General features: G+C 68.9%; 31 protein-coding genes and 4 pseudogenes. 15 read left to right on the top strand and 20 right to left on the bottom strand.

Going from position 1 to position 25,301, the window contains the following annotated elements; genetic code table 11:
- Positions 1-374 precede the first annotated feature (374 nt).
- Together ACIPK4_RS35835 and ACIPK4_RS35830 are read left to right on the top strand one after the other, a co-directional pair.
- The gene (locus tag ACIPK4_RS35835; RefSeq protein WP_402320943.1) at positions 375-1,136 is read left to right on the top strand and encodes an MEDS domain-containing protein; all 762 of its coding nucleotides are present in this window, start codon (positions 375-377) and stop codon (positions 1,134-1,136) included.
- On the top strand, positions 1,133-2,122 hold the full coding sequence (locus ACIPK4_RS35830; RefSeq protein ID WP_402320940.1) for an anti-sigma factor RsbA family regulatory protein: 990 nt from the start codon (positions 1,133-1,135) through the stop codon (positions 2,120-2,122). Before ACIPK4_RS35835 ends, ACIPK4_RS35830 begins: the two co-directional genes overlap by 4 nt.
- A 564-nt stretch (positions 2,123-2,686) precedes the next feature.
- On the opposite strand, the gene ACIPK4_RS35825 is transcribed toward ACIPK4_RS35830, so the two are convergent.
- Positions 2,687-3,610 (bottom strand): LysR family transcriptional regulator, encoded by a 924-nt coding sequence (locus ACIPK4_RS35825; RefSeq protein ID WP_402320938.1) that lies wholly within the window; start codon positions 3,608-3,610, stop codon positions 2,687-2,689.
- A gap of 80 nt (positions 3,611-3,690) precedes the next feature.
- Here ACIPK4_RS35825 and ACIPK4_RS35820 point away from each other — a divergent pair, with 80 nt between their 5' ends.
- Both ACIPK4_RS35820 and ACIPK4_RS35815 read left to right on the top strand, forming a co-directional pair.
- Positions 3,691-4,419: a hypothetical protein gene (locus tag ACIPK4_RS35820; protein ID WP_402320935.1), complete on the top strand. Its 729-nt coding sequence runs from the start codon at positions 3,691-3,693 to the stop codon at positions 4,417-4,419.
- A gap of 38 nt (positions 4,420-4,457) precedes the next feature.
- Complete coding sequence (locus ACIPK4_RS35815; protein WP_402320933.1) at positions 4,458-4,688, top strand: hypothetical protein; 231 nt, start codon at positions 4,458-4,460, stop codon at positions 4,686-4,688.
- Positions 4,689-4,741: 53 nt separating this feature from the next.
- Here ACIPK4_RS35815 and ACIPK4_RS35810 read toward each other — a convergent pair whose 3' ends face one another.
- Complete coding sequence (locus ACIPK4_RS35810) at positions 4,742-5,029, bottom strand: transposase (protein WP_402321051.1); 288 nt, start codon at positions 5,027-5,029, stop codon at positions 4,742-4,744.
- A 378-nt stretch (positions 5,030-5,407) separates the two neighbouring features.
- Between ACIPK4_RS35810 and ACIPK4_RS35805 the strand changes: the two genes are divergently transcribed.
- Entirely contained in the window at positions 5,408-5,632 is a 225-nt protein-coding gene (locus tag ACIPK4_RS35805) for a hypothetical protein (protein WP_402320930.1), read from the top strand.
- 112 nt (positions 5,633-5,744) lie between these two features.
- Positions 5,745-6,206 carry a hypothetical protein gene (locus ACIPK4_RS35800; protein ID WP_402320927.1) on the top strand — a complete coding sequence of 154 codons (462 nt, stop codon included), beginning with the start codon at positions 5,745-5,747 and terminating at the stop codon, positions 6,204-6,206.
- Positions 6,207-6,210: 4 nt separating this feature from the next.
- Here ACIPK4_RS35800 and ACIPK4_RS35795 read toward each other — a convergent pair whose 3' ends face one another.
- Together ACIPK4_RS35795 and ACIPK4_RS35790 are read right to left on the bottom strand one after the other, a co-directional pair.
- Positions 6,211-6,576, bottom strand: a complete 366-nt coding sequence (locus ACIPK4_RS35795) for a hypothetical protein (RefSeq protein WP_060880727.1) — start codon at positions 6,574-6,576, stop codon at positions 6,211-6,213.
- Complete coding sequence (locus tag ACIPK4_RS35790; protein WP_402320925.1) at positions 6,573-6,836, bottom strand: hypothetical protein; 264 nt, start codon at positions 6,834-6,836, stop codon at positions 6,573-6,575. Before ACIPK4_RS35790 ends, ACIPK4_RS35795 begins: the two co-directional genes overlap by 4 nt.
- Before the next feature lie 189 nt (positions 6,837-7,025).
- Here ACIPK4_RS35790 and ACIPK4_RS35785 point away from each other — a divergent pair, with 189 nt between their 5' ends.
- Positions 7,026-7,349, top strand: coding sequence for an AAA family ATPase (locus tag ACIPK4_RS35785; RefSeq protein WP_402320922.1), 324 nt, complete (start codon positions 7,026-7,028; stop codon positions 7,347-7,349).
- Between the two features lie 430 nt (positions 7,350-7,779).
- Here the strand turns inward: ACIPK4_RS35785 and ACIPK4_RS35780 are convergent, their stop codons facing one another.
- Both ACIPK4_RS35780 and ACIPK4_RS35775 read right to left on the bottom strand, forming a co-directional pair.
- Entirely contained in the window at positions 7,780-8,832 is a 1,053-nt protein-coding gene (locus ACIPK4_RS35780) for a M4 family metallopeptidase (RefSeq protein WP_402320920.1), read from the bottom strand.
- Between the two features lie 11 nt (positions 8,833-8,843).
- A complete protein-coding gene (locus ACIPK4_RS35775) occupies positions 8,844-9,365 on the bottom strand; it encodes a hypothetical protein (RefSeq protein WP_402320917.1) in 522 nt (173 codons plus the stop codon).
- A 545-nt stretch (positions 9,366-9,910) separates the two neighbouring features.
- On the opposite strand from ACIPK4_RS35775, the gene ACIPK4_RS35770 reads away from it, so the two are divergent.
- The 5 genes and pseudogenes from ACIPK4_RS35770 to ACIPK4_RS35750 form a co-directional block, all read left to right on the top strand.
- Positions 9,911-10,177 carry a GlsB/YeaQ/YmgE family stress response membrane protein gene (locus ACIPK4_RS35770; RefSeq protein ID WP_402320914.1) on the top strand — a complete coding sequence of 89 codons (267 nt, stop codon included), beginning with the start codon at positions 9,911-9,913 and terminating at the stop codon, positions 10,175-10,177.
- 252 nt (positions 10,178-10,429) lie between these two features.
- Complete coding sequence (locus ACIPK4_RS35765; protein ID WP_402320911.1) at positions 10,430-10,603, top strand: hypothetical protein; 174 nt, start codon at positions 10,430-10,432, stop codon at positions 10,601-10,603.
- An 851-nt stretch (positions 10,604-11,454) separates the two neighbouring features.
- Complete coding sequence (locus tag ACIPK4_RS35760; protein ID WP_402320908.1) at positions 11,455-11,715, top strand: hypothetical protein; 261 nt, start codon at positions 11,455-11,457, stop codon at positions 11,713-11,715.
- The gene (locus ACIPK4_RS35755; RefSeq protein WP_402320905.1) at positions 11,633-12,166 is read left to right on the top strand and encodes a nitronate monooxygenase; all 534 of its coding nucleotides are present in this window, start codon (positions 11,633-11,635) and stop codon (positions 12,164-12,166) included. Before ACIPK4_RS35760 ends, ACIPK4_RS35755 begins: the two co-directional genes overlap by 83 nt.
- A gap of 160 nt (positions 12,167-12,326) precedes the next feature.
- Positions 12,327-12,538 (top strand): annotated as a pseudogene (locus ACIPK4_RS35750) (MarR family transcriptional regulator); the annotation flags it as partial.
- A gap of 39 nt (positions 12,539-12,577) precedes the next feature.
- Here the strand turns inward: ACIPK4_RS35750 and ACIPK4_RS35745 are convergent.
- The 8 genes and pseudogenes from ACIPK4_RS35745 to ACIPK4_RS35710 form a co-directional block, all read right to left on the bottom strand.
- Positions 12,578-13,042, bottom strand: a complete 465-nt coding sequence (locus ACIPK4_RS35745) for a hypothetical protein (protein WP_402320902.1) — start codon at positions 13,040-13,042, stop codon at positions 12,578-12,580.
- Positions 13,043-13,047: 5 nt separating this feature from the next.
- The gene (locus ACIPK4_RS35740) at positions 13,048-13,833 is read right to left on the bottom strand and encodes a hypothetical protein (RefSeq protein ID WP_402320900.1); all 786 of its coding nucleotides are present in this window, start codon (positions 13,831-13,833) and stop codon (positions 13,048-13,050) included.
- Positions 13,834-13,892: 59 nt separating this feature from the next.
- Positions 13,893-14,108, bottom strand: coding sequence for a hypothetical protein (locus tag ACIPK4_RS35735; RefSeq protein WP_402320897.1), 216 nt, complete (start codon positions 14,106-14,108; stop codon positions 13,893-13,895).
- A 56-nt stretch (positions 14,109-14,164) separates the two neighbouring features.
- Positions 14,165-15,028 (bottom strand): hypothetical protein, encoded by an 864-nt coding sequence (locus tag ACIPK4_RS35730; RefSeq protein ID WP_402320895.1) that lies wholly within the window; start codon positions 15,026-15,028, stop codon positions 14,165-14,167.
- Positions 15,025-15,165 carry a hypothetical protein gene (locus ACIPK4_RS35725; protein ID WP_402320892.1) on the bottom strand — a complete coding sequence of 47 codons (141 nt, stop codon included), beginning with the start codon at positions 15,163-15,165 and terminating at the stop codon, positions 15,025-15,027. Before ACIPK4_RS35725 ends, ACIPK4_RS35730 begins: the two co-directional genes overlap by 4 nt.
- A gap of 71 nt (positions 15,166-15,236) precedes the next feature.
- Entirely contained in the window at positions 15,237-16,208 is a 972-nt protein-coding gene (locus ACIPK4_RS35720; protein ID WP_402321056.1) for a hypothetical protein, read from the bottom strand.
- A 5-nt stretch (positions 16,209-16,213) separates the two neighbouring features.
- A pseudogene (locus tag ACIPK4_RS35715) lies at positions 16,214-16,450 on the bottom strand (hypothetical protein); the annotation flags it as partial.
- A 135-nt stretch (positions 16,451-16,585) separates the two neighbouring features.
- Complete coding sequence (locus ACIPK4_RS35710; protein ID WP_402320889.1) at positions 16,586-16,717, bottom strand: hypothetical protein; 132 nt, start codon at positions 16,715-16,717, stop codon at positions 16,586-16,588.
- A gap of 365 nt (positions 16,718-17,082) precedes the next feature.
- Here ACIPK4_RS35710 and ACIPK4_RS35705 point away from each other — a divergent pair, with 365 nt between their 5' ends.
- Positions 17,083-17,298, top strand: coding sequence for a hypothetical protein (locus ACIPK4_RS35705; RefSeq protein WP_402320886.1), 216 nt, complete (start codon positions 17,083-17,085; stop codon positions 17,296-17,298).
- 283 nt (positions 17,299-17,581) lie between these two features.
- On the top strand, positions 17,582-18,418 hold the full coding sequence (locus ACIPK4_RS35700; RefSeq protein ID WP_402320884.1) for a sulfite exporter TauE/SafE family protein: 837 nt from the start codon (positions 17,582-17,584) through the stop codon (positions 18,416-18,418).
- Between the two features lie 66 nt (positions 18,419-18,484).
- On the opposite strand, the gene ACIPK4_RS35695 is transcribed toward ACIPK4_RS35700, so the two are convergent.
- Positions 18,485-19,327, bottom strand: a complete 843-nt coding sequence (locus tag ACIPK4_RS35695) for a TrmB family transcriptional regulator (protein ID WP_402320881.1) — start codon at positions 19,325-19,327, stop codon at positions 18,485-18,487.
- Between the two features lie 259 nt (positions 19,328-19,586).
- Here ACIPK4_RS35695 and ACIPK4_RS35690 point away from each other — a divergent pair, with 259 nt between their 5' ends.
- Entirely contained in the window at positions 19,587-21,581 is a 1,995-nt protein-coding gene (locus ACIPK4_RS35690) for a putative Ig domain-containing protein (RefSeq protein WP_402320878.1), read from the top strand.
- Positions 21,582-21,657: 76 nt separating this feature from the next.
- On the opposite strand, the gene ACIPK4_RS35685 is transcribed toward ACIPK4_RS35690, so the two are convergent.
- The 5 genes and pseudogenes from ACIPK4_RS35685 to ACIPK4_RS35665 all read right to left on the bottom strand — a co-directional run.
- Positions 21,658-21,996 (bottom strand): hypothetical protein, encoded by a 339-nt coding sequence (locus ACIPK4_RS35685; RefSeq protein WP_402320875.1) that lies wholly within the window; start codon positions 21,994-21,996, stop codon positions 21,658-21,660.
- 668 nt (positions 21,997-22,664) lie between these two features.
- Complete coding sequence (locus tag ACIPK4_RS35680) at positions 22,665-23,387, bottom strand: metal ABC transporter permease (RefSeq protein WP_402321048.1); 723 nt, start codon at positions 23,385-23,387, stop codon at positions 22,665-22,667.
- A 152-nt stretch (positions 23,388-23,539) separates the two neighbouring features.
- Positions 23,540-24,106, bottom strand: a pseudogene (locus ACIPK4_RS35675) (metal ABC transporter permease); the annotation flags it as partial.
- Positions 24,107-24,350: 244 nt separating this feature from the next.
- Positions 24,351-24,683 (bottom strand): hypothetical protein, encoded by a 333-nt coding sequence (locus ACIPK4_RS35670; RefSeq protein WP_402320872.1) that lies wholly within the window; start codon positions 24,681-24,683, stop codon positions 24,351-24,353.
- A 9-nt stretch (positions 24,684-24,692) separates the two neighbouring features.
- Positions 24,693-24,776: pseudogene (locus tag ACIPK4_RS35665) on the bottom strand (ATP-binding cassette domain-containing protein); the annotation flags it as partial.
- Positions 24,777-25,301: the final 525 nt, after the last annotated feature.

Here is a 25,301-nt window from a genome sequence, read left to right as displayed (position 1 = left end):
CCGCGAACAGCTGCCTGGATCGGTGATGGTCCGGCCGGTGAGCGCGGGGCTTGTAACGAGCGAGGCGGTCCCTACGGCCGTCGAAGTCGAGCTGCGCCAGCAGCCTCCTTCCGACCGCGGACGCGTGCGCGACCTGGGGGAAGGACACGCCATCGACGACCGGCGGCACGGTGGGCCCGGAGGCGGAGATCACGACGCGGAGGTCGCCGTCGGTGCATCGGGAGGGCGACCAGCTTCGCAGCGCTCGCCGATGCATGTTTCGGCCGTAGCGAGATCCTCCCGTCGGGGGCGCAGTAGTCTGATCTATGCATGGTGCTGGATGACCGGGAAGGGGCGACGTGAGAGCGGCACGGGCTTTGGCGACGCTGGACGAGGTGGACGTCGGTGACCATGTCTGCTGGCTGGTTGACGGGGCTGTTCCCTTCCCTGGTACCGCGCGGGCGTACGTCGCCGACGGCGCCTTGTACGGGGACAAGATCGTGGTGGTCGGAGCGGCCGACGGCGTTGCCGAGGACACGTTCGGAGTCTCGGCCGCGGTGGTGCTGGATTTGCCCTTGGGGGACGCCGACTCGGTTCTGGCGGCGGTGAGGCGTGAAGCCCGTACCGCAGCCCGTGAGGGTTACCGTTCGGTACGGGTACTTGCCGAACGGATGCCGGTCACGGAGCCCGGTGCGGCGCACGACCTCCTGTCCCAGGAGCTCAGGCTCGACGAGTTCGCCTCGGAGTGCGGCGCGATGGTGGTCTGCGCGTTCAGGCCGTCTCAGTGGCAGGCGGATACGCTGGAATACGTGGCGAGTGTGCACCCGCACGAGATGGGCACACGTGCGGAGCGTCCGGCGTTCCGGATGTTCAGCACGGGCGTCGACAGCTGGAGCGTGGACGGTGTGATCGATTCACAGGACGCTGCGGCGTTCAATGCCGCGCTTCGCGCGGCGGTGGGGCATACACCGAGGATGAGGCTGTGTTTCGACCGTCTGGAGATGATCGACGCCGCCGGCATGGGAGCCCTGGTCGAGGCAGCGAACCACCTTCCGGGACGGCACATCGTCGTGGAGGGTGCCAACGAGACCGTGCGGCTGTGTTGGGAACTTGCGGGATACGCCGCGCCCGGTGTGCCGGTGGTGATGGCCGTATGAGCACCACCCAGCCGCCCTCGGCCAACACCCCCGGGTCGGCAGCCCGGGCCGAGGCCCGTTTCCACCACGAGCTGTACCCATACCGAGGTCAGGAACAGTTCATGACCGGCACCCTCGGTTTCATCCGTGAGGCGCTGGAGGCCGACGAAGCGGTGGTCGTCGCCGTCCCCGCGGCCAGGGCATCACTTCTGCAGGGCGAGCTGGCCGGCGAGCCCGCCGTCACCTTCGTCGACACCACGACGGCCGGACCGAATCCGGGGCGGCTCGTCGCTGCCTGGACCGCCTGGCTGGAGGAGAGCGGCGAGGGAGGCCGGCCGGTACGCGGTGTCGGGGAGACCGCCTGGAGCCAGGCTCGCAATGCAGCCCACCTCTCGGAGCTGCGCCATCACGAGTGGCTGCTGAACCAGGCGTTCGCGCACAGCTCCGCATGGTCGATGCTGTGCCCCTACGACGCCACGGACGAGGACCAGGCTGCGCTGCGGTCCGTCTCCCGCTGCCACCCGCTGATCCACGAAGACGGCCGGCACACACCCAACGCAGACTTCCTGGATGACGGACGCTACCCCTTCGAGGTACTGCCCGCCCCGTGCGATCCGTACCAGGAGCTCAGCTACGTGTACGGGGACCTGGCCGCGGTCCGCTCGAAGGTCGCCCAGTGCGCTTCAGACGCGGGCGTGTCCACGGAGCAACAGGCGAAGCTCGCCGTCGCCGTCACCGAGATCGCCACGAACAGCATCCGACACGGCGGGGGCTGCGGAACCCTGCGTACGTGGGCCCAGGACTCGGTGTTCCTGTGCGAGTTCCGGGACGCCGGATACATTGCCGACCCGATGGCCGGCCGCATCAGGCCGTCGGCCCGACAGCTCGGCGGCCGCGGCCTGTGGCTCGCGCACCAGCTCTGCGACCTGGTCGAAATCCGTTCCACCCCCGAACACGGCACCACCGTACGCCTCCACATGGACGTCCAGGCAAAGCAGGCACGCTGACGACCGGGAACCGAAGGCCTGGGCCCGGCCGGGCCTCGGGGTAGGGCCTCTGGCGATCCCGGATCCTCAGCACAGTCGTATGTCCCTGACTCGAGTGCGACGCCGCGTGTGGGAGTCCCTTGGCCGCATGGCTGTCCTGGGGGTTGACGGTGCCGTTTGGGCTGGTAGCCGCCGTGCAGGGACAGCCCGGCGCGGTGGATCCGGCGTCAGCGAAACGAGTTGCCGGGCAAGGCCATCCTCCCCATCGGATGACCCGGCCCTCTGCTGCGCCGCACCCGAGTCGGCTGCCGCTCCTCCGTTTGCCCTATGTGGGACGCGAGGGGGGGCACGGCTTGTGGGACATACGCTCGCGCGTATTCCGTCGTGGTAGGCGACAGGTTCGCCGTGAAGGGCGGTTCATGCCGGTTGGGGTGTTTCCCGGCTGTGGGTGGATGGCAGCGTGAGTACGGCATCGCTTCCGGGCCGGACTGGCCGGTCATACCGTGCCTGGCCCGGAAGGAGGGGGACGAGAGGCGTGTACGTGGTCCCGTTGGGCGGCTGTCGCGGGGGCGAGCCGCTGTAGCCTCAGGCCTCTTGGCGCGCCCTGTCCCCGGCTTTTGCCTCCAGAGCGGTTGTGCGCAGTGCTGCGATGACGGCGGTGGTTGTCGGGTTGGGGCTGTCGGTGTGACGGGTCGCGGCGAACAGGAGGCGTTGGATCGGGTGGTCCGAAAGGGGGGACGAGCGGATTCCGGGTGTGGCCGGGTCGATGGCCATGCGGGGGACGAGGGCGGTGGCGAGGCCGGCTCGTGCGAGAGAGAGCTGGGCGGTGATGTCGGCAGTGATGTAGCGGGGTGTGGGCGTGAAGCCGGCCTGGCTGCAGCCCTGCAGGATGGCTTGCCCGCAGTCCGTGGTCGGCGGTGGGACGGCGAGATCGCGCGAGGCCAGATCCCGCAGGAGGACGGGCCTGTCGCCACCCCGGTCGGCTGCGGTGACGACCACCAGGGGGTCGTTGAGCAGTGGTGAGATGCTGACGCCCCGGGGTGTCGCGTCGGGCAGGTGGCGATAGCGCTGCCCCAGCACCACATCGACGGTGCCGAGGGTGAGTTCGCGTAGCTGAGCCTGATCGGTGACGAGGCAGGTCACGGCGAGCTGCGGATGGCAGGAGGCGAGTGCAGTCAGTGCGGGTGCCACCATCGTGGCGACCGTGGACGGCAGCGCGGCGAGCGTGGCGGTGGCGCCGACCGTGTCCTTGACCGCCGCGACGGCGTTTTCCGCCTCCTCCATGGCGGCGAGGATCCGGTCGGCGTGTTCGAGGAGGACACGGCCGGCCTCTGTCAGCGCGACGGTTCGCCCGTCGGGGCGCAGCAGGTCGACACCCACGTCGTTTCTCAGAGCGGTCAGTTGCTGGGACACGGCACCGGCGGTCAGCTCCAGGGAGCGGGCGGCCGCGGTGATGGAACCTCGGGCGGCGACGGTCTTCAGCATGTACAGGCGGCGAATATCAAGCACGACTCGATAGATTAGCTAAAGGATCGCATCAGAAAAGCAACCCTTGACCTGCCGGGTCGCGGTGGGCGATCTTCACAGGCATGGAAATCTTTCCGTGCATCGCCGCAGTGGCCCGCCCCATCCACGACTTCGGGGACGAGTTCATGTCCGACGAGGCGACCGCCGAGATCGGTCTGCGCGCCGGGTTCGCCCCGGGCCGCGGCTTCTACTGCCGCGGTCGCTTCGGAGTGCTCGGCGAGGCACCGGTCACGGTGGTCCAGGCGGTACAGGGCTTCCTCGGCCCCCAACTGGTAACCAGCGGCTGGCTGGCGGGGCAGCCCGTGATGCCGGCCCAGGAGGCCGCCGCCTGCTACGCGCAAGCCGTCCGCGCCTGGGGACGGGCGCACATCCCCGCCGACGTCGACGTGGAGCACTTCAACCACCTGGCGCGACAACTCATCAGTGCAGCCGACACCGCTGCACTGCCCCTGTTCGCCGGCTGGCGCGCGCAACCGTGCCCCGACGGCGACCCGGTCGGCGCGGCCATGCAGCACATACACGTACTGCGCGAACACCGCGGCGCCTGCCACCTGGCGGCGGTGCGCATGGTCGGGGTGAGTGCCGAAGCCGCCATGGTCATCAATCTGGGAGTCGAGCAGGCAGCCCACTACGGCTGGCCTCAGCCGCAGCCCGTAGGAGCGGCCGGAATCCGGCGACTGCAACGCGCCGAGCGGATCACCGACGAGATGCAGATGCCGCTCTACGCCCAACTGACCCACCGGCAGCGAACCGAGTTCGCGCGACTCGTCGAGACACTGACCGCCCCCTGAGCGGGCCGCCGGGCACCGACCACCACTCGACGCCCGGCATGGACCATGGCGCCACGGGCGACGGCCTGACCTCCGCTGCCACCGAGCTGCCGGCCGGCAAGGACACGGCCTACGCGTTCCGGATCACCGGCCCGGACGGCAAGCCGGTTACCTCCTTCGCCGTCGACCGGACCAAGCGCATGCACCTTCATGCCATCCGCTCCGACCTCACCGGCTTCCAGCACCTGCACCCCTCCATGGCCGTCGACGGCACCTGGACCGCCAGCTGACCGCCCTGACGCCGGGAACCTGGCGGACGTACGCCTCCTTCCCCCCGAGGCTGCTATATCGCGTCAAGCGGTTGGGAGGAGATCGTTGGGGTTCGGTCTGAGCGTTCGAGAATTTTGAACAGCTGACAGCAGATGGCCCGTTTCAGGCAGCGCTGTGCGTCGCGGGACGTCTTGCCTTCGCCCATCCTGCGGGCCACGTACGTCTTCGTGGTTGGGTCCAGCCGCATGCGGATGAGCGTGATGGTATGCAGAGCGCGGTTCAGCTGCCGATCACCACTGCGGTTGATCCGATGGCGCTCGAAACATGTCTTTCGAAAGCCGCTGCGAGTCCACTCCCACAGCGCCGACGGGGAGTCGACATCAACCCAGCCCTTCAGGGATCACTTTGCGGCATGTGAGAGGGAGGAGGTCTTCCTGACCGGCGAGGCACTGCTTCTACAAAGAGTCGCTGACCGACTGTGCACAAGTCGACGCGAAGAGTAGCCGACGACGGGCCCCTGCCCACGCTCTGAGAAGTCCTACGCCGAGGCCGTACATGCCCAGGGCCGCGACACAGGCGAGCACCTTCTCCACAAGCTCAGGAACATGGCCGCTCCGTGGCGAGACCATCCGCACCACCCGGACAACGACACCGAGGGCGGGCACCAGCCCGACGACACCGTGCCGGACGGCCGGCCATGAGGCGGCAGTGGGCCCTTCCGTGCGGCATGATCGCCGCCATGGTGGTGCTCACGCCCACCGTGCTCGACACCCGCAGCAGACCATGGACCACGGGATGGGTCGCCATCCTCCTCGGCGCCCTCGCCGTGCAGTTGCTGCTTGTACTGCTGGACCATCTGGCCCCCGAGGTAGACAGTCCCGAGCGCGAGGGCGTCCCGGATCCTGAACCGTCCTGCCCAGCCGCGACGGGGGTGAAGTCGAGCGTCCGCATGTGCCTGACATGACAGCTGTGAGTGCAGAGGCTGCCTGGCTGCTCCTGGTCGGTCTGGCGGTGTTCGGTGCGATGGTGGCCCTCGCCGACGGACGCCTACGTTGGTATCCGAGGGGTTTGCTGCAGTGGTGATGGTCATCGCCCTGGCGCAGGGTCCGGACGGAATGCTCCTGGCCAGCGGGTTGATCCCGCAGGCCGAGGCTCCGGCCATCCGCATCGTGACGCTGCCGACGTGGATCGCAGGCGTCGGGTTTGCTGTCTGGAAGGGCAAAAGGGCTGTGCTCGGCCGATGGGCGGATCAAGAGCTCGTCCGAATTCTGGGAAGCCTCGTGCTGACCCGCATCACCGCGCTGTATCGCCGCGCCGAGGGCGCGGATGCCCGAGACCTCCCTCTGCAGGAGGCCCGGACGGCGCTGGGCTGTCGCCGCGGCCGTGTTGCCTTGCTGTCCTTCGAAAGGGTCCTTGAACAGATGGAGGCGGAGCACCGATCCACCGAGGAGTGGTCCGAGCTCCGCTCACGGATCCGCGCGCAGGTCAGGAACTTCGTCGGCAGAGCACAGACCGACCAGGCGCCCGCTGGCGCATGATCGATCAGCTCGTCCAGGTCTTGATCTGAGCGGCGACCTCCCGCACCGGGAGGCCGTCCCGGGCCGCGCGGGCCAAGGGAATCACGGTGTCCAGCCCAGGGCTCACCGGAAGGCCGCATGCCGACAGGTAGGCCGCCGTCACCGTGGCCGCGAACAAGAGGTTGCGCACCTCAAGGCTGGGGTTCCTCGCCAGTTCACACAGCAGCGCCGCGGCCTTGTGATGGGGCTCGGGATAGACCTCGTGGTCCAGGACCTCCGCCCGATGACGTGCTTCGGCTGCTACCGGCACGCCGTAATCGACGACCTGGGGATCCCCCGGGATCTGCTGCGCCACCGCCAAGATCCAGGCGAGATCGATGCGGAGATTCACGCGGCGTCCCTCGGCGCGCGCTCGGCCAGCCCTTCCGGAAGTCCGGGGTATCGGTCTTCGCCGACCTCCGCCTCGAACGCGTCCGCGTACTGGGCCAGGAACGTCGCGGCGCCGGCCATGTAGGCGGCACGTGCCTGATTCACATCGGCCTCGATCAAGTCAGCCACGTACCCCTGCAGGGTCAGACCGCGGCGCTTGGCCCGGTCCTCGGCTGCCGCCTTGACGGCTTCGTCCAGTCGGATGTTCGTCTGCTTTGCCATACCCACCACGATAGCTAGGCATTGATACCGTCGGCTAGCAGACAGCCTCACAGGTTCCCGAGCCACGCGCGAGTGGTGATCGTCTACCAGGGGGCCTGGCAGATCGCGGACCCGCGGAAAACCGCCCAAGGCCATGGGCGGGCCTGGAATGATGAATCACCACATCGCACCACATCGGCAAGGGGGCGAATGGGCCTGCACATTTCGCGGATCGAGATACGCAACGTCCGCAACTTCCGGCACCTCGTCATCGACGACTTCGCCGCCCACGCCGTGATCGTCGGTGAGAACGGCGTCGGCAAGTCGAACCTGCTGGAAGCGGTCCGCCTGGTCCTCGACCCGTCCATCTCCGACGCACGGCGCATGCTGCGCGAGGAAGACATCTGGGAAGGACACCCCACAGGCCTGGCTGGCGGAGCCGAGGTGACCATCGTGGTCGAGCTACGAGGCTTCGACGGCGACGCCGACGCCAAGAGCATTCTGTCCAGCGCCGCGGTGGACTTCGACCCCTAGGTAGCCCGGCTGACCTACCGCTTCGCCCCGCGGACGGAGGTGGCAACGGCCGATGGCTCCTGTGTGCAGCCGACCGGCAGGCCTCTGACCACGAAGGACTACGACGTCACCGTCTTCGCCGGCGACCGGGAGACCAACGACGTGCGGGCCATCCGCCGCGAAGTTGCCCTGCGCGTCCTGCCGGCCCTGCGAGACGCCGAGGCAGACCTGCACAACTGGCGGCGCAGTCCTATGAGGGATCTCCTCGAACGACTCCCCCTCGACGACCTCCTAGACCACGAGCCCTTCCCGGCCTCCGTGGCCGATGGCCCTGGCGGTGGACCGGGCACCGGACACCGCCCGCATTCCAGGGGAGCGGGTCCGCGAACCGCCCCGGGCCGACGAGGACCCGGAGCGGCGGCATGTGGCTCTCGCGGCACTGCTGTGGACGTCACCCGATCCCGGGGATCTGCCGTGCCTTGAAGGCGGCACGTACGGCGTCAGCCGCGCTCTTCCCGTACATGCGCTCCGCCGTGGAGATGGTCGTCTGCGCGGCGGCAGCGAAGTCGGTGTCGGAACGGAAGCCGAACTGTGCGTTGACGATGATCCGGTCGGCCGTACGGGCGCCCAGTGCGCCGCGAATGTCGAAGAGTGCCCGCGACCAGATCTCCCCGTCCGCGTGCACCTCCCCGACCCGGTCGGCGTACACCTTGGGACCGTCGATCCGGCGCAGGCAATGCGGGGCCGCGCTGTAGCCGGTCGAGTCCCAGTCGCCGACGCACGCCAGGTCCGTCTTGCGCGGCCACCCGAAGACCTCGTCCGCGTGCGCGCCGACCTCGACCGCGAGGTAATCGCCGAACGCCTCGCCGATCGCGCCCGCCTCCGGAGAGCTGCCGAAGCCGGGGACCTGCGCGTTGTGCACGGCGTGGCCGTACTCGTGGACGATCACCTCGGCGTCCTCGGCATCGTCCACACCGCCCTTGCCGAAGCGGATCTCGGCCTTCTTGTCGGAGAAGAACGAGTTGTCGGCACCCCACTGGTTGATCCGCACCGGCTGCGCGCGGTTGTTGGCTCCCGGCAGTTCGCTCCCGAAGCCGAGCCCCTGGAGGTACTCCTGAGCCTCGTTCACCCAGAAGTAGGCCATGACCTGCTCGAACTGGTCGTCGGCGCGGCTGTACCCGGTGGCGTCAGCGATTCTCGCGGAGCTGCCGGTGTCGGACCGTACATACGCCCACTTTCCGGACAGCGAGCCGCTGCCGTCCAGATTGCGCAGCGCGGCCAGGGTGTAGGCGGTGGCGGGTACGGCACCGGCGCCGTCCTTGCCGTCACTCAGCGCCTGGTCGCCCGACGACTGGACCGGGTTGACCATGAACACACGGCCCAGGGGGAGCGGCGCCTCGGCGGGATTCGCCGAGGGCAGGGCCGAGACGGGACCGGCCAGAGCGAACAGCGCAGCGGCGGCGGTGCCGGCACAGACGAGGCCACGGGGTATGCGGCGAGTCATGAACGTCCTCCTCAGGAAATATGGTTCGCGTGACGAGGTCGCGATCTTCGCTCACGCCGCCTAGGTTGCACCAGAGGTCCGACCAGCCGGGCCGTGACGGTCCCCGTAACTGTGTCTTGGATGACGGGGTCGGCCCAGGGCACGGTCCGTCCGTCGAACGGCTTTCCGCGCACCAGCCCCATCGCCTGTTCCAGGTCTGCGATACCGGAGGTGGGGCCGGCGGCCAGCCCGCGGGCTGCCAGCTGCTGGAAGCGGTCCCAGTCAGAGGTGACGGCCGGGTGGAAGGCGTACCCGAAGCCGGTCTTGGGCCGGGGAAGCAGCGGGTATCCGTCGCGGGTGAGCCCGATGTGGTTACGCAGTTCGGACAGGCGTGAGTGCAGAGTGCGGGTGGACCACGGAGTGACGGGGTCCATGGCCTGGCACAGGTATTCGGTGCTGCGCCCGGGGCGCAGGTGGATCAAAGCGGCGATGACGGCGGTGCGAGGGCTGTGAGCGGATGAGAGGCCGCCGGTGATGCGCAGGGGGCCCAGCATCTGGATGCAGGCGGCGGTGTCTTCGTCGTCTCGTTCGGTTGAGGTCCGGCCCGCAGGGATGGGTTCGGGGGGTTGTCCCGGGCGGCGTGCTCTTTCAGTGTCCCGGCGGCGCCGGGCCGGTCCTGGGTGTCGGCGTCCTTGGAGGCGTCCAGGGCTTCGACCTCGGCGGCCGCGGGGGACTGAATGATGCGAGCCTGCCCCGGGCGCAGCGGGACCGTGCGGCCGACGGGGCGCAGTCGGCCGGTGGTGTCGTGGCGGCGCTCGGCCACCTTGGTGCAGTGCGCCCGCGCGACGGCCCGGGTAACCATCCACCACGCCAGCTCGTTTACCTGCGTGAGCCTGGTCCCTCCAGACCGCATCGCCCGGCCGTCCTCGGGCACGGGCGCTGCCGCCGCGTCATCGTGCAAACCGGTGCTCAGCAAGCCCTGCACCGGGTCCGACAGCGTCGGGACCGGCCCGGCAGAAGCCCTGTAGCCGCCGATGTTTAGAATCGGACAGGCAGCGCATATGCACTTAAAAGGTGTTTCCGTGGTTAAGAGGAAATCATGGGCATCATCGGCTGGGTGGTGCTTGGCCTTCTCGCCGGAATCGTTGCGAAGGTACTGATGCCGGGCCGCGACCCTGGCGGCTTCATCCTCACGATCCTCATCGGCGTCGCCGGCGCTCTCCTGGGCGGATGGCTCGGTAAGGTCATTTTCGGGGTCGACTCCATCGACGGCTTCTTCCAGCTCTCCACCTGGATCGCCGCCATCGTCGGTTCCCTCATTCTGCTGGTCGTCTACCGGCTCGTCGTCGGTCGGAGACACTCGTGAAGGCCGGCTCGCGAGGACACGGACACAAGCGGGGCGGCCGCCGCTGCCTCGCCCGTCGACCCCTCGGCGCCCTCAGGCGCCTGATCCTGCTGCGGCTCACGGTGTGGGGCGTGCGGCTGCCGACAGGGAGTGCGGGACTGGCTCTGCGGCGCGCGCTGCGGATCGCGTTCCGTGCCGCGCTGCCCCGCCGGCTCCGGCTGACGGTGTAGCCCGATTGCGTTTGTCGCCCTCAGTGAGAGAGAGGGGTCGGTCATGAGTGCCGGCGAGAAGATCAAGGCCCGGGCCGAGCAGGTGATCGGCAAGTCGGTGAGAAAAGTGGCGCACGCCGTGGGCAACAGGACCACCGAGGCCAAGGGGGCCGGCCTGGAGGCGCGGGGAAAGGCCCGGCAGGTGAAGGAACGGGCCAAGGACGCCTTCAAGGGCTGACCCGGCCTGCCCCTGAACTTGACGAGGGGCGGTCGGTCAGCCGTGGGTGTCCAGGTCCATTCGCTCGTGATGGTCTGCCGACGGTTTGGGCGAGAGCGAAGAAGTCTTCTCGTCCTGGAGGTAGACCACGATTGCCTGCACGGTGTGAGGGCGAGGAGCCGGCCGCGGAGCTGCTGGCCGTCCGGCAGGGTGAGACGGACTGGGGCCGACGGGAGCGACGCTGCGGTGTCGGGCATGGCCAGGGGCGGGTGACCTGCTCCTGGCAGGCCTGGCGGGCCTGACGGCAAGGTCGGTGGGCTGGGGGCGTGTCCTCCTGTGACTGAGCGGGGTAGTTGGCGGAATTCGCCAACTACCCCCGCTCAGAACTTCGCCCGTCCAGCGCTTGGTAGACGGCGAGCGGCATCCCATGGTCTGCTGCTGCGCTGCCGGTCCGGCCGCTTGCCGGGTGGGGTCACCTGCCGAGTGCGACCGAGCCGAGGTCGGGCGGTAGGTGGCGTACGGCCAGTGCCACGGCCTGGTGCGGTGTGGCGAACAGGCCGAGACCTGGAGTGATTCGCCAAGCGTGGTGAGCCGGTGCAGTGGAAGGTCTACGCACACGATTCCCCCGGTCTGGGCCCTGCACTGATGGCGGTGGGTTTTACTGCCGGCTGGCAGCGCTCCGTGCTGATCGCCGCCACACTGTCGGGAGCGGAGCGCGAAGACATGCCGGAGCCCCGGGACGGTGTGCACGATCTGTACCGGGTGCGGGGGCATGCAGCTCGACCCTGGCGGTGGCCGTCGGATCCCCTGGCCCCCACGCGACGCAGTACGCCGAGACGATCGCGAATGGCTCCTCGGACGAAGGGGACGTCATGATCGAGGTTCTCCTCGAAGACGGCGTGGTCACCGCGGTCGGCTGGGCCCACGGCGACGAGCAGCCCTTCACCGTCGTCGGCGGCCTGACCAGTTACGACCGGGACTTCGTCCGGACCTGCACCGACCGGTGGCGCCGCCGCAGCTGGCTCGGCTGCCCGCTGCTCGCCGAGGCCCATGGTTCCCTGCGCGAGCAGCTCCTGGAGGCCGGTTCCGCGAAGCCACCACCGTCCGCTCCTACCACTGGAACCCGCCCGTGACTCCGGAGCCGTGGCCGCGGCCCTGGCGCTGGGAGCGCAGGGGGTGCTGATGGGGACACGCTTCCTCGCGTCGCAGGAGATGAGCGTGTCGCAGGCGTGGAAGGACCGGATCGTCGCCTCGGATGCCGCGGACACGGTGAAGGCCGTGGGCAGCGAGCGGATCCTGCCGCCCTTCAACCGCCCCGGCAGTGCCGGAGTCCCGCACTGCCTGCGGACCCCCCTGGTCGACGCCCTGCGTGAGGACCCCTCCCAGGTGGACCCGGCGCAGACCGTGCCCCGCGTGATGGCGGCGATCCTGGCCGGCGGCGGCGAGGAGTACCTCCCGTTCACCGGCCAGTCGACCGCCCTCGTCCACGAGGTCCTGCCCGCCGGTGAGATCGTCCGCCGGATGGTGAAAGAAGCCGAAGCGGCGCTGGCGGCAGCAGCCCGCGCGATCGGTCCCAGGCCGTGACGGCCCTCAACCCCAGGGACGTGGAGGCCTGACCTCGCGCGACGCCACCGCCCGGCACAGCTGATCTGTTCCGGCGAAGCCAAGGGTGGCAGACCCCCGCGCACGGCTGCGGGATGCGGCTCTACGACGCCGACCAAGCCGTCGCCTCCATCTCGGCGAACTGCTCACCAAGCAGCAACTGGTCGCGGACGGCGCGCACCTTCGCCTACGGATACAGGGCGCGAACTGCTCGCCGCCGTCGACGTGGAGACCGTCCCGGTCACTGCCCGCGTCTGGGGCGGGATCCCCGATGAGGATCTGGCTGCCGCTGGCCGCGTCCTGGCCCTGGTCGCCGAGCGCGCGAACACGGAGCTTGCGACGCTGACCGCCTGAGTGGCCGCAAACGCGCAGCTCCAGGACCGAAACACGGATTCAGGCTTCGTCTGCTTGCCGACCGGGGTGAACGCTGCCGGGGCCGACCCGCTCGGTGGCGATCTGCGCAAGGGCGTCCTGGAGTCGGCGGACGGCATCTTCCGCCTCCGTGTAGTCCTCAGAGCTCGGCAGGACGGTGCCGAAGGTGCCGCCGCCGTCAGACGGCAGGGCGCGCCAGCGCAGGACCGGTTCGAGTGCGTGGAGAGCGCCGGAGAGAAACCAGGCCATGCGGCCGTGCGTGCGCGCGAGGGAGATGGCCAGGACGGCGAGAGTTTCCCGCAGATGTTCGAGTCGCTTGATCTGCGGCAATGCGTCCTGGACGCCCTGCGGGCCGACAGCGTCGCGCAGGCGGCCCTCGGTCTCACGAGCGACTGCGCGGTCGCTCGGCTCAAGATTCCACACCTGATCCTGGATCTGTTGCTCAGCTTCCTCAGCCAACACCACGACGATTCTCTGCATGTCCATGCGCATCACTCTAAAATGAGCGGATCACGCCACTCGACGCGCCCTTTGCTCTCCGGGAATTGACCGCCACCGGCCCGCACGGAGCCGGCGTCCGGGAGTCGGCTTGTGGAGTGCTCACAGGCAGTCGCCGTGGGCGCCTGCCGTTCCCGGACCGGATGCTGTGGCCGTCTGGGAGTCTCCCTGGCGCTGTCGGGGAGTGCCGGCTGGCCTCTTTCGTCGGCTCTGGACCGTGCGCTGTTCCGCGAGGCCGGGGCGGAGCTGGGCGCGTGGAGTACGAGGAGTTCGAGCCCTGCCCTCTCGCACCGCTCGCGTGCCTCGTCCTGGAGGGCGTCGTCGATCATGTCGGTCGCTGCCATGAGGTGAATGTCGGCACCAAGTCGTCGGCTGAGTTCGACGTCCCGGGCGATCTGGTCATGTTTGGAGAACTCTGCTGCCTTGACTTTCACCTCACCTGCAAGGACCCGGCCCTCGTGGACTCCGAACACGTCGACCTCCTGCTTCCTGTCGTCGTCTCCGACGTACACGTCGACGCCAGGCAGGAGGTAGGTGGAGGGGTCGATGTCCTGGAGGGCGGCGATCACCAGTAGGTGTGGCAGCACACCGTTGTCGACGGCCCGGTCGATGAACGCGTTGAGGCGGTAGACGACCTCGACGGCCTTCTTGTTGTTCTCCCTCTGGTACAGCGCTGGCGCGGAACAGGCGGGGCACACCGCCCTGCCGCCGGACGATTGGAGAGGGATGAAGCTGTGCAGGCGGCACTGGTCGCAGTCCAGGCCCAGACCGCGTTCCACCCAGCCCTGCGCGCACGCGGTCTCCAACCCCGCAGTGACGTCGAGAGCGGTCCATCCGCTCACCACGTTCGTCGCCGAGCGGAACTTGCGATCCTGGCGGCCGCCGAACTCCCGGCAAGCTCCTTGGCCTCTTCCAGCGGAACCCAATCGGGGTGGCGGCCCTCGTTGAGGCGGCGCAGCTCTTTCAGGAAGCGCTCGGTGCGTTCGGTCTTCAGGGCCGACAGGGCCTCGACGACGAGGACATCGAGGAGGGCGCTGATGTCGGACTGCTCCATGACCGTCAGCCCGATCGTTCCCGATACCGACGGCGTGTAGCTCCCAGTGACCTCGTTCAGCAGCTTTGAGACCCCCACCGCCAACGGAACAACTCGGGCTCGAAATCTCGGTCGACCCTGTAAGTGAGGGCCCCTTCGGTTTCTGCGGACCGCACCCCCCAGCGCACATCGGAATCCTCCCCGTCAGCGACCAGGCCGGCGCGGGCAGCCGCGCTGTGCAGCGCTTTGCCCGACAGGCTCCGACTGACCAGAATCACGTCCGGCAGAGCACGCACTGCCGAGCGGATCTGAGCGAAGCGGATGTCGTTGGCGAAGTTGAGCCAGTGCTCCGGAGCCTCTTGGGGAAACAGCAAGATTGGCATGTCGACGTGTGCGTGGGAGCGCATCGCGCGGGCGTTCCAGAACCAGACGCAGTCTGCCAGGGAGTCGGGCTGGGTAACGACGACAGCGACGGGCATCTCGTGCTGGTGCCGGTCGTAAATCGCCCAGTTCTCTTCGAACCCTGTCATGCCCTTCATCAGCACGGTGGCGGGTGAAGCCTGCGCTGTGCCGAGCGCTGTGAGCTGCGTGGGGACTATGGGGGTGTAGCCGGTTGAGTCCTTCGGCGGCTCGTAGACCCCGGCCACGCCTACAGCCCACAGGGGACCAGCGGGATCTGCTCGGTAACACGGATCCACCCCAGCCCCCATGTCCAGAGCGACGGACTCAGGGCGGCTGGTGAACTCCCAGATACCCATGGGACTCGCCGATTCCATGTCGTCGATCGCTACAAGAGGGAGCTTCCAGGCGGCCGCGAGCAGAGAGGCCCGTGAGGGATCCGCGTCGACGTTTACGACGGCCTGCACGTCCGCGATGCGCACCAGCTTCGCGGACGTCTCACTGTCCCCATCAGATCCCACTTCGATGACGGGTTCGGTCATCCCCCCCAACGGAGGTCGGCCATCCGCACCGCAGCGCGGAAGCCATCGGTGCTCCCCTCGGCAATGAGGTAGACGACCCGCGCGGGCAGTACCGAGACCTCGATCAGGCGGTGCCCGACGTACTCCTGATGTGCCATGCGGCCACCCAACCAGAAGACACATCGGGAAGAGACCACAATGCGCCATTATGGCCTGTTGCGAAAGTGGATCAAGAGGTGGGTCCGGCCTCGGAGGATGTCTGATCTGGCCAGCCTCGTGACAGCGCGAGGCGGCCGGATCGGAGGGCCTCGCGTTGTTCTGCGACCCATTGCGCGATCTGGGCTGCGGAGTCCGTGATGGGCTGGTCCGTGGTGTCGATCAGGTGGGTGGACCATCGGCGGTCGTCGGCCGTCCAGTCGGTCCAGCGCCGCCAGGTCATCGCCGGCCAGCTGTCGGCGGTGACGACGTCGGGCCGATATCGGGGGTCCCGCGCGTGCTTGCGGTGCCAGTCGGCCCATCCGAGAAACGCATCGACCGCCGGCGGGTCCCACCGGCCGGGGTCGCGGTGGCTGAGTCTCCTGCGCCGAATCTCGTCGGACACGTCGACCAGACATACCGCGATGCCGTCCAGCAGTGGTGCCGAAGGCACCGCCAGGACCTCCCCGAGCGGTGACTGGCCGGTCAGCAGGAGATCAAGTCCGCGGTCCTGGTACTCCAGCGCGCGACGCACCCACATCTCGGTCATGCGATTGCGCCATTGCCGGTCGGCGCCTTCCGGCACGCCGAGTTCGTCGAAGTCGTGCACGACGGCCTTCTCAAGGCGTTCGCCCACGGCGTTGGCGAGCGTGGTCTTGCCCGAGCAACTGGAGCCGGTCAGTTTGAACAGCATCGTGCCAGGGTGGCAGGCGAGGCAGATCGTCCCCAACTGGATTCTTCTCATGCTTTCTGACGGAGCCCGGACTGGCCAGAGCCATTCGTTGACGGCTGCGACCAGCACGGTCGCTTCGAAGTGGACGGCGAGTTTGTCGTACCGAGTGGCAACGGCCCGGTGCTGCTTGAGCCGGTTGATCCCGCACTCGACCGCGTGCCGCTGCTTGTAGTCGTCCTTGTCGAACTTCGGCGGCCGCGCGATCCGCCCCCGACCAGGTTGCAGACCTGGTCCGCGGGGACGGAGATGGTGGCCTTGATCCCGCGTCTGCACAGGTAGAAGCGGCTGCTGCGGGAGTCGTACGCCTTGTCAGCCCGGACCCGGTCCGGCCGCTTGCGCGGCCTGCCCAGGCCCAGTCTGGGCATTCGGATTGCTTCCAGGACCGGCTCGAACTGCAGGGAGTCGCCCCGCTGCCCTGCCGTGATCACCACCGACAGCGGCTTCCGACGGCGACTGGCGGCGACACCGGAGCACTGGGCGAGCTCACGGTCGTACAGCAGCAGGCCCGCGGCCATCTCCAGGACGCGGTCGCAGCGGTTGGCCAGACCCCCACACAGCAGTAGTCGGACGGTGTGTGCGAGGAGTTCCCGGGCTCCGGATCTTTTCGCAGTGGGGTTGAGGCGCCGCGTACGGGCTGCCCGTTCGGACGGTCAGCGGGCAGCCGCGACGGTGTAGCCCGCCTCGGAAATGGCCTCGCGGATCAGGTGGTCGTCGAGGGAGACGCTGCTGACGGTGACTGCTTCCCCAGCGGGGTCGACGAGGACGCCGTCGACCCCGGGCACCTGGGTGACCTCATCGGATGTGGGTGACGCAGTTGACCGCAGGTCATGCCGGTCACGCGGTAGCGCTGCTCGTCCATGGCTTCTCTCCTTCGTCAGGCCGGCGAGCGATGGGGGCCGGGAGAGCCCCACCCGTGCGAGGTGCCGGATCACCGGACTCTCCCAAGTAGTCGTACCGATGTGCCTTCTGGTTTCCGTCATTTCCCGGCGGCTGGGAGCAGTGGGAGCACAGCACCCGCCGACTGCGCTCCGATCCGGTGCGCGGCCGACGCTTGCCCGCCTCGCCGAACGGGCATTCCCACCACGTCCGGGATACGGGTGGCGGTACGCCATTCCGTGGGCGGACGCGACTACGGAAGGTGCCTGAGATGACCGACACCAATTCCCCAGAACCCGTGGCCACGTTCTGCGGCAAGTGCGACTGCGGCTGCCCGCAGTTGTTCGTCGACGAGTCCGCTCCGGCGGAACGCCGCGTCGTGATCACCGACGACTTCGGGCAGCGCGTGGAGATGAGCGCTGATCAATTCGGTTCCCTCCTAGAGGACGCCAAGGCGGGCAGGCTCGACTCCGTCGCGACTGCCTGACCCGCTCCCGTCGAGAGGAAGCCGGGTTTCTGGCACGGCGCCCCCCAGCCCGGAGTATCGGGGAGTTGGCCGCCAGAGCCGCAATTGCGGGGCGGGCGCGAGACCCTTCACGGCCATCCGACAACATTGCCCGTCGGCGCGTTTGGTGGAAGCACCATGCTTTCCGGTGGCGGCATGGAAGGAACTTCAGTTCTTGCCGAGTGAGGTGGGCTGGTGCGGATTGGTGGGAGAGGGTTATCCGCGAGTCGCGCGGGTTCCGCGCCGTGCCAGAGAGGTTCCGTCCGTGAGCACCACACCCGATGCCCTGCCCGACCGCGCCATGCGCTCGATCCCGTCGGCGCTTGCCTGCGGGGCCGCAGTCGGGGCCTTGGGCGGCATGATCGGTCTGGGTGGGGCGGAGTTCCGTCTGCCGTTGTTGATCAGCGTTTTCGGGTTCACGGCTCTGGCGGCGGTGATCCTCAACAAGGCGACGAGCCTGGTTGTCGTGCTGACCGCGCTGCCGGCCCGTCTGGGCGCGGTCCCGTATTCCGACCTCGGGGCGCACTGGACGATCGCGGCCAACCTGCTCGCCGGAAGCCTACTGGGAGCCTGGGCGGGCGCCTCCTGGGCGGTGCGAATGCGCACCACCACCCTCTACAAAGTCCTCGCGGTACTGATGGTCGCGATGGCCGGTGCACTGGTCTTCACCCACACCGCGGATCTGGGCGGGCTCGGCCTGAACGGCTGGCTGCTCGCCGTGGTGGGTGCGGGGACGGGGTTCGGGATCGGGGTGGTTGCCGCGATCATGGGCGTCGCGGGCGGAGAGCTTTTGATCCCGACGATCGTGCTGCTCTACGGCGTCGACATCAAGATCGCCGGCAGCCTGTCGCTGCTGGTGTCGCTGCCGACCATGCTGGTCGCGTTCGCCCGGTACAGCCGCGATGGCAGCTTTATCGTGCTGCGGGACAACCTTCGTTTTGTCTTGGTCCTCGCGGTGGGCTCGATCGTAGGCGCCCTCCTGGGCGGTCTTTTCCTCGGCGCAGTTCCCGACGTGGCCCTCATTCCGGCACTCGCCGTGATCCTTCTGATCTCGGCGGTCAAGACGGCCCGCCACGCGGTACCCATCAAAAGAGGGACCTGAGCCGTTCCCGGGCCGGTGGTGGGCATGGCGCTTACCTGGTTGCCCTCAGACTCCCCGTGGCTGTTCTCACGTGCCCTGGCCGCGGTGGGCATCAGGTGGCGAACAGGAAGTTGCGGTCTCGGCCTGGTCCCATACCGTCTCAAACGCCAGCCTCAAGCAGGCAGCCAGCGCTGGGTGTGCGATGCTGAGCGCGGTGGTGGCTCCGGTGCCGGCCACGGGGTCGGGCATGTCGCAGAGGACCTGTGAGGCATCAGCGATGATCAGCTTCAGCGGGAGCACCGGTGTGAATCGGGCTTCCTCGCCCGCTTCGCCAAACCTGCGCACGTTCTCCAAGACATCCGTGTCGTCGAGCCCGTCATGGGTGTAGAGGGCGCGGGCGGTGCCCCCGGCCCGCCGTAGCCTGCGGACGGCTTTGATGCCTTCGTTATTGGCCGTTGGCGCGACGAAGGGCGGCTTGCAGAAGCTGAGGAGTTCGTGCGTGGCCTGCCGCTGGATGCTCGCGAAACGGTCCGCGATCGCCTTCGGGTCGCGCAGGACCTCGATGTATTCGAGCGGGTCGGTGTGTGTCTGTCCGGCGGACCAGATCGGCGCCAAGGCAGCGGCGAGCACCGTCGAGGCCTGGTTCAGCCTTTCCAGTGACTCCCTTTGAAGGGTCATCAGACGGGCAAGGGCCAGTTCGGGGGCCACGGCGGAGAAGGCGGCGACCCGTCCAGGACGCGGGATGGCGAGGCGCCTTCGTACGAGCGCGTCCAGTACGTCGTACACACGCTGGCGGGGAACGTCAGCGGCGCGCGCTGCTTCCGCCGCCGTGAAGGACTCGCGCCTGACCAGCGTGAGGTAGACGCGTGCCTCGTACCGGGACAGCCCCAGTGCGACAAGGTCGTTGACTCCGCTGTCATCCAACTCCATGGCGCCACACGGTATACCGGGAGATCACCTACCGAAAGGAAGCCTTTGCCCTAAGGGGGTATTCCCTTGGGCCCGTTCGTCACTACGTTCTGCCGTGGCCACCACTCCACGTGGTGACAGCTCGCACCAATGAACCCGTGCCACTCGCCATCCCGCTTCGACGCCGTTGGACTGGCATGTCATGCACACGCCAATTCACCCGGCATCCCATGTCGCGGGGAGTCAACCCCCCATGGAGGGCCGTTCATTGCAATCGACCATGTCCCAGCACGCCAGACGGCTGACCCGTAGTGGCGCCACCGCCTTACTCTCGGCGGTGGCCCTGATATCGGGCGGCATGCTGGCAGTCGCCTCCCCGTCCGTCGCCTCAACCGCGCCCGCCGCCTCAAGCGCCACGGCCGCGCACACCCAGCGGCTCTGCTCGGAGCCGACGAAGGCCGGCTACATGGCCTGCCACGCGCTGGCCCGCACCGACATCAAGCAGCAACTCAGCCTCGCGCCAAACCTGCTTCCGTCCGGCTACGGGCCCGCTGACCTGCAGAGCGCCTACGCCCTCTCGGCCTCCGCCGGAGCCGGTGCGACAGTCGCCATCATCGACGCGTATGACGACCCGAACGCCGAGTCCGACCTGGCGACGTACCGCTCCCAGTACGGCCTGCCGGCCTGCACCACGGCCAACGGCTGCTTCCGGAAGGTCGACCAGAACGGCGGCACCAACTACCCCAAGGCCGACTCAGGCTGGGCGGGCGAGATCTCCCTCGACGTGGACATGGTCAGCGCCGTCTGCCCGCAGTGCCACATCCTGCTCGTCGAGGCCAACCAGCCGTCCATGGCCGACCTGGGCGCCGCCGTCAACCGCGCGGTGACCATGGGGGCGAAGTACGTCTCCAACAGCTACGGCGGCGGCGAGGACTCCACCGACCCCAGCTCCGACGCCTCGTACTTCAACCACCCCGGCGTCGCGATCACCGTCAGCTCCGGTGACAGCGGCTACGGCGTCGAGTACCCGGCGGCCTCCCAGTACGTCACCTCCGTCGGCGGCACCTCGCTGAACCGCGCGGGCGGCACCACCCGCGGCTGGTCCGAATCGGTCTGGGGCACCAGCGCCGGCGGCAATGGCGCCGGTTCCGGCTGCTCGGCCTACACGACCAAGCCCTCCTGGCAGAGTGACAGCGGCTGCGCCAAGCGCACTGTCTCCGACGTCTCGGCCGTCGCCGACCCGGCCACCGGCCTGGCCGTCTACGACAGCTACCAGGCCAGCGGTTGGAACGTCTACGGTGGCACCAGCGCCTCGGCGCCGATCATCGCCTCCGTCTACGCCCTGGCGGGCACCCCGGCCGCCGGCAGCTACCCGTCGTCGTACCCCTACGCCCACACCTCGTCGCTCAACGACGTGACCAGCGGCGCCAACGGCTCCTGCGGCAGCAGCTACCTGTGCACCGCCAAGTCCGGCTACGACGGCCCGACCGGCCTCGGCACGCCCAACGGCACCGCTGCCTTCGCGGGCGGCTCCACCGGAGGCAACACCGTCACGGTGACCAACCCCGGCAGCCGGTCCACCACCGTCAACACGGCCGCCTCCCTCCAGATCCAGGCCAGCGACTCGGCGAGCGGGCAGACCCTCACGTACAGCGCCACCGGACTCCCGCCCGGCCTCTCGATCAACGCCTCCACCGGCCTGATCAGCGGCACGCCCACCGCCGCCGGCACCTACAACGTGACGGTGACCGCCAAGGACACCACCAACGCGAGCGGCACCACCTCCTTCATCTGGACCGTCACCCCGGTGGGCGGCGACTGCGCCCCGGTACAGCTCCTCGGCAACCAGGGCTTCGAGACCGGCAGCGCCAGTCCGTGGACCGCCTCCGCGGGCGTGGTTGACAACGGCAGCGGGGAGGCGGCGCACTCCGGCTCCTGGAAGGCCTGGCTCGACGGCTACGGCTCCACCCACACCGACTCCCTGTCCCAGTCGGTGACCATTCCCGCGGGGTGCCACGCGACCCTCAGCTACTACGTGCACATCGACACCGCGGAGACGACCACCACCACCGCCTACGACAAGCTGACGGTGCAGGCCAACTCCACGACCCTGGCCTCCTACACCAACCTCAACAAGAACACCGGCTACGCGCAGAAGACCTTCGACCTGTCCTCGTACGCGGGGCAGTCGGTGACCATCAAGTTCACCGGAACCGAGGACTCCAGCCTCCAGACCTCGTTCGTGATCGACGACACCGCGCTCACCATCGGCTGACCGCTCCGTGAAGGACGGGCCCGGACCGCAGGCATCGGTCCGGGCCCGTCCGCCCGTGCGGCGCAGCCCGCGCCGTTCAGCCGACTACCACGGTCACCTGCCAGCGGGACATCGCCGTACAGCTCATCGCGCCGGGTGCAGCGGAGGCGGGACAGCTGCGAACCGTGGCCGTGAGGACCGCCTGGCCGGCCGACACGCCACGGAAGACGTGATCCGAGACGGCGGCGAGCGCCGTCCCCGATAGGGTCACCGGCGCGTCGGCGGAGCCCGCCAGCGACACACGCACCGTGCCGTTCGTGTCCACGCAGACCCGATGGCCGTTGTCGGCCGTCGTGACGACCACCTGTCCGCCGTTCACGCAGCCGGCCCCGGACGACGAACCCGCGCTCGCCGCCCCGGACGCATGATCCACCACGCCCGGAGCGCAACCGGCCGTCACCAGCAGGACAGCGAGAACCACACCTACACGCCCACGCATCCGACGACCTCCCGTACGGAGCAGCCCGGTCGATGCTTGGACGCTGGCGGCAGGGTCCAGGTTCCATCGACCGAGCGTCGTGCTGCGTCCCGGTGAGGCAGCTGCTCTCCACACGGGCTTGACGAACGAGCCACGGAGGCATCGGCCCGGCTGGGGCCGGGCTGGGCGGTGCCGTGTCTGCGAACACCGCCCAGCCCGGAGTCTCAGGCTGCCGCCGGCACAAGTGCGGTGGCGGGCTCGTGCTCGCAGGCGTCCTCCCTGTGACCCCTGAGGGCCCGGCTGCCCGTATTGAGCTGAGCGACGGGTGCGGCTGCTGAGGCTGACTTCAAGGGACGTTACAAGACCCCCGTGCGGACCCAACGGCCGCTGGATGCGCTCGGCAGATGGGTGTGCCGTCGGCGGCCAGTTGACGGTGGAGGGCCTGCGCGCTTACGAAGCCGTCGGTTCGGATAAGCGCCTCGAGGACGACGGAGCGTTGCTGGGTGTGGCGGCCGAGCAGCGTGGCGTCAGGGGGGACTCCGCCGGGTGCGTGCCATCAGCATGCCTCGCTCATGTGCGAGCGGGGACAGCTGTTCGTGTGCGTGGACCGGAGGCGGGTCGTGGTATCAGGAACGTTGCGGCGTAGACGGCGGTGGCGACGGCCGTGATGGCGAAGCTGGGCGGCATCTTCGGCACCGCGTAGGCGGCGAACAGACCCGCCCAGATCTCCAGCACCGCCAGCCCGGCGGACAGGGCGAGCGCCCGGAAGGGCCGGTCGGTGAGCCGGACCGCGGCTCCTCCGGGGCGGCGAGCAGGCCGAGCAGCAGCAGGCAACCGACGGCCTGGGTCGCCTCGACGGCGCAGATCCCGGCGAGGGCGAGGAAGCCGTAGCTGAGGAGGCGGACGGGGATCCCACGTGCGGCGGCGACGGCCTCGTCGAGTGTGGCGAACAGCAGCGGCCGGGCGATCAGCACCACCAGCAGCCCAACCCCGGCGGCCACCGCGGCGGCAACGACCGCGCTGCCGGCGGAGATGCCGAAGATGGAGCCGAACAGCACACTGATGCCGACGGTGCCGTTGGTGGCGCTGCGGGAGGTCGTGTAGAGGGTGATGAAGAAGGCCCCCATGCCCAGGATCCAGGAGAAGACGCTCCCTATGACCACGTCGTCGGGGCGCGCCCGGCGGCCGAGTGCGCCGAAGAGCAGAGCCATGGCGATGGTGGCGGCGAACAGCCCCAGGCGCAGGTCGTAGCCGAAGGCGAGGGCGGCCATCGCGCCGGTGAAAGCGACGTGGCTGAGCGCGTCGCCGGTGAAGACCTGGGCGGGCAGGACCAGGAAGCAGCCGACCAGGCCCGAGGCGGCGGCGATGGCGGTCCCGGCGAGGAAGGCGTGCAGGAAGAACGGATGGGACAGCGGGGAGGCGGCGAGCGCCTGGCGGCTGGCGAGGCCCCGGTCCGGCGGCCGAGCGCCGCGTGTAGCGAGCGCCGGCCCAGGGCGAGCAGATATCCGGCGAAGGCGATCGTGGTCACGAAGAAGCCCAGGGGGTAGGGCGAGTAATAGGTGGCGGTCAGCCCGAGCCAGGTGGCGGCGAACGCCGGCAGGACGGCCAGGACCAGGCTCAAGGCCGGGCGGGCGGTGAGGACCTGTGCGGTGGCGGCCGGGATCACCATGAGGGCGAAGACCAGGAGGGTTCCGGTGATCTGGCTCCCCTCGGCGGTGGCCGCGCCGAGCAGGACGAGGAAGACCACGGACAGCGCCCGGACCGGCACCCCGCGTCCGGCGGCCACCTGCGGGTCGACGGAGGCGAACAGCAACGGCCGTCCGATCGACGCCAGCGCGGCGAGCACCACCGCGGCGACCACCGTCAACACGGTCACCTGCGAGGACGTGATGCCGAGGAAGGTGCCGAAGAGGATCGTCTGCGGCCCCTCCAACAGCCCCCTGTACAGGGCGGTGCACAGGAACCCGGACGCGAGCAGGAACGCCTGCACGGTCCCGGTCAGCGCCGACTCCTCATGCTCACCGGCGCCGCGCAGGGCCGCGATGACCAGCGCGGCGGACACGCACAGCGTGAAGTACCCCTAGACCGCGCTCACTCCGAGCAGGAGCGCCCCGGCCGCGCCGGGAAAGGCGACCGCGGAGACGGTGTGCGTGCGCGGCGAACGTCTGCCGCCGCAGCACCACAAACCACCCCACGACCGCGGCGACCACGGACACGACTGCCCGCGCGGAAGGCGTTGACCATGAAGGGGTACGACCACATCTCCTGGACGTCGGTGAGGAGGTTCCCACGACCAGGCCGGTGCTCCGGCCTCAGCCAGCACCATGACCGCTCCCCGGGGTGTCGTGCCGATCGGTGTGCACCGCGGGAGCCGCTGGCTGGCCCACCACGACGAGCCGCCCGTCCGAAGTCCTCAGCACTTCGACAGGCGTGCCGAACAGCCGGGTCAGCGTCTCGGAGGTGATGACCTCGCTCGGCGTGCCGGCGGCGGCACCGCCCTCGGCCAGGTACACCACCCGGTCCAGGTGGTGGAGTATCGGGTTCACGTCATGGGCAACCATGACCACGGACACGCCCTCCGGGTGGCAGATGCGCCCGATCAGCGCGGCGATCGCGCTCTGGTTGGGCAGGTCGAGGCCGTCCAAGGGTTCGTCCAGCAGGAGGAGGTCGGGCCTGCGGACCAAGGCCTGGGCGATCAGCAGGCGCTGCTGCTCGCCACCGGAGCACTGCCCGGTGGGTCGGTGCGTAGGCCGACGCCCCGACCAGTTCGATCACCTCGTCCACGCGTGCGCGGGCGGCCTGTCGACGTGCGCCGGGGAACGGCAGCGGCACCCCCACCGGTCGCCGTCCAGACCAAGGCGCACCACGTCGACACCGCGGATCGGTGGGCGGGGGCAGGAGATGCCGTTGCCCAGTGGCGTTATGGCACAGGCGACCGCTGCGCGCGATCTAAAGGTCGGCGCTAGCTTCACCGTCAGCCTCGGCCTGCGACTGGGCGAGGTCTACGAGGATCTCGGGGGCGCTTGACGTTCTCCCGGTTGGAGAGTGAAGGAGAGCTGATGAGGGCAGCATGAGGTCGCCGTTGTTGTGTTCTAGGGAGTCTCATGTCCGAACAAATCAAACATATCAGCGATGCTTCATTTGAACAGGACGTGGTCAAGTCGGATAAGAACTCCTAACGGAATGAACCGGTGACCCGCTGTGGGACGCCTTCCCTGAGGGGCGTCGCGTTGACCTGCGCACAGGAGTACCCGACGCGGACG

Source organism: Streptomyces sp. NPDC086989 (genome assembly GCF_044745505.1).
Classification (GTDB): domain Bacteria; phylum Actinomycetota; class Actinomycetes; order Streptomycetales; family Streptomycetaceae; genus Streptomyces.
The sequence above is the reverse complement of the archived record's forward strand: the minus strand, read 5'-3'. Positions and strand labels throughout refer to the sequence as shown.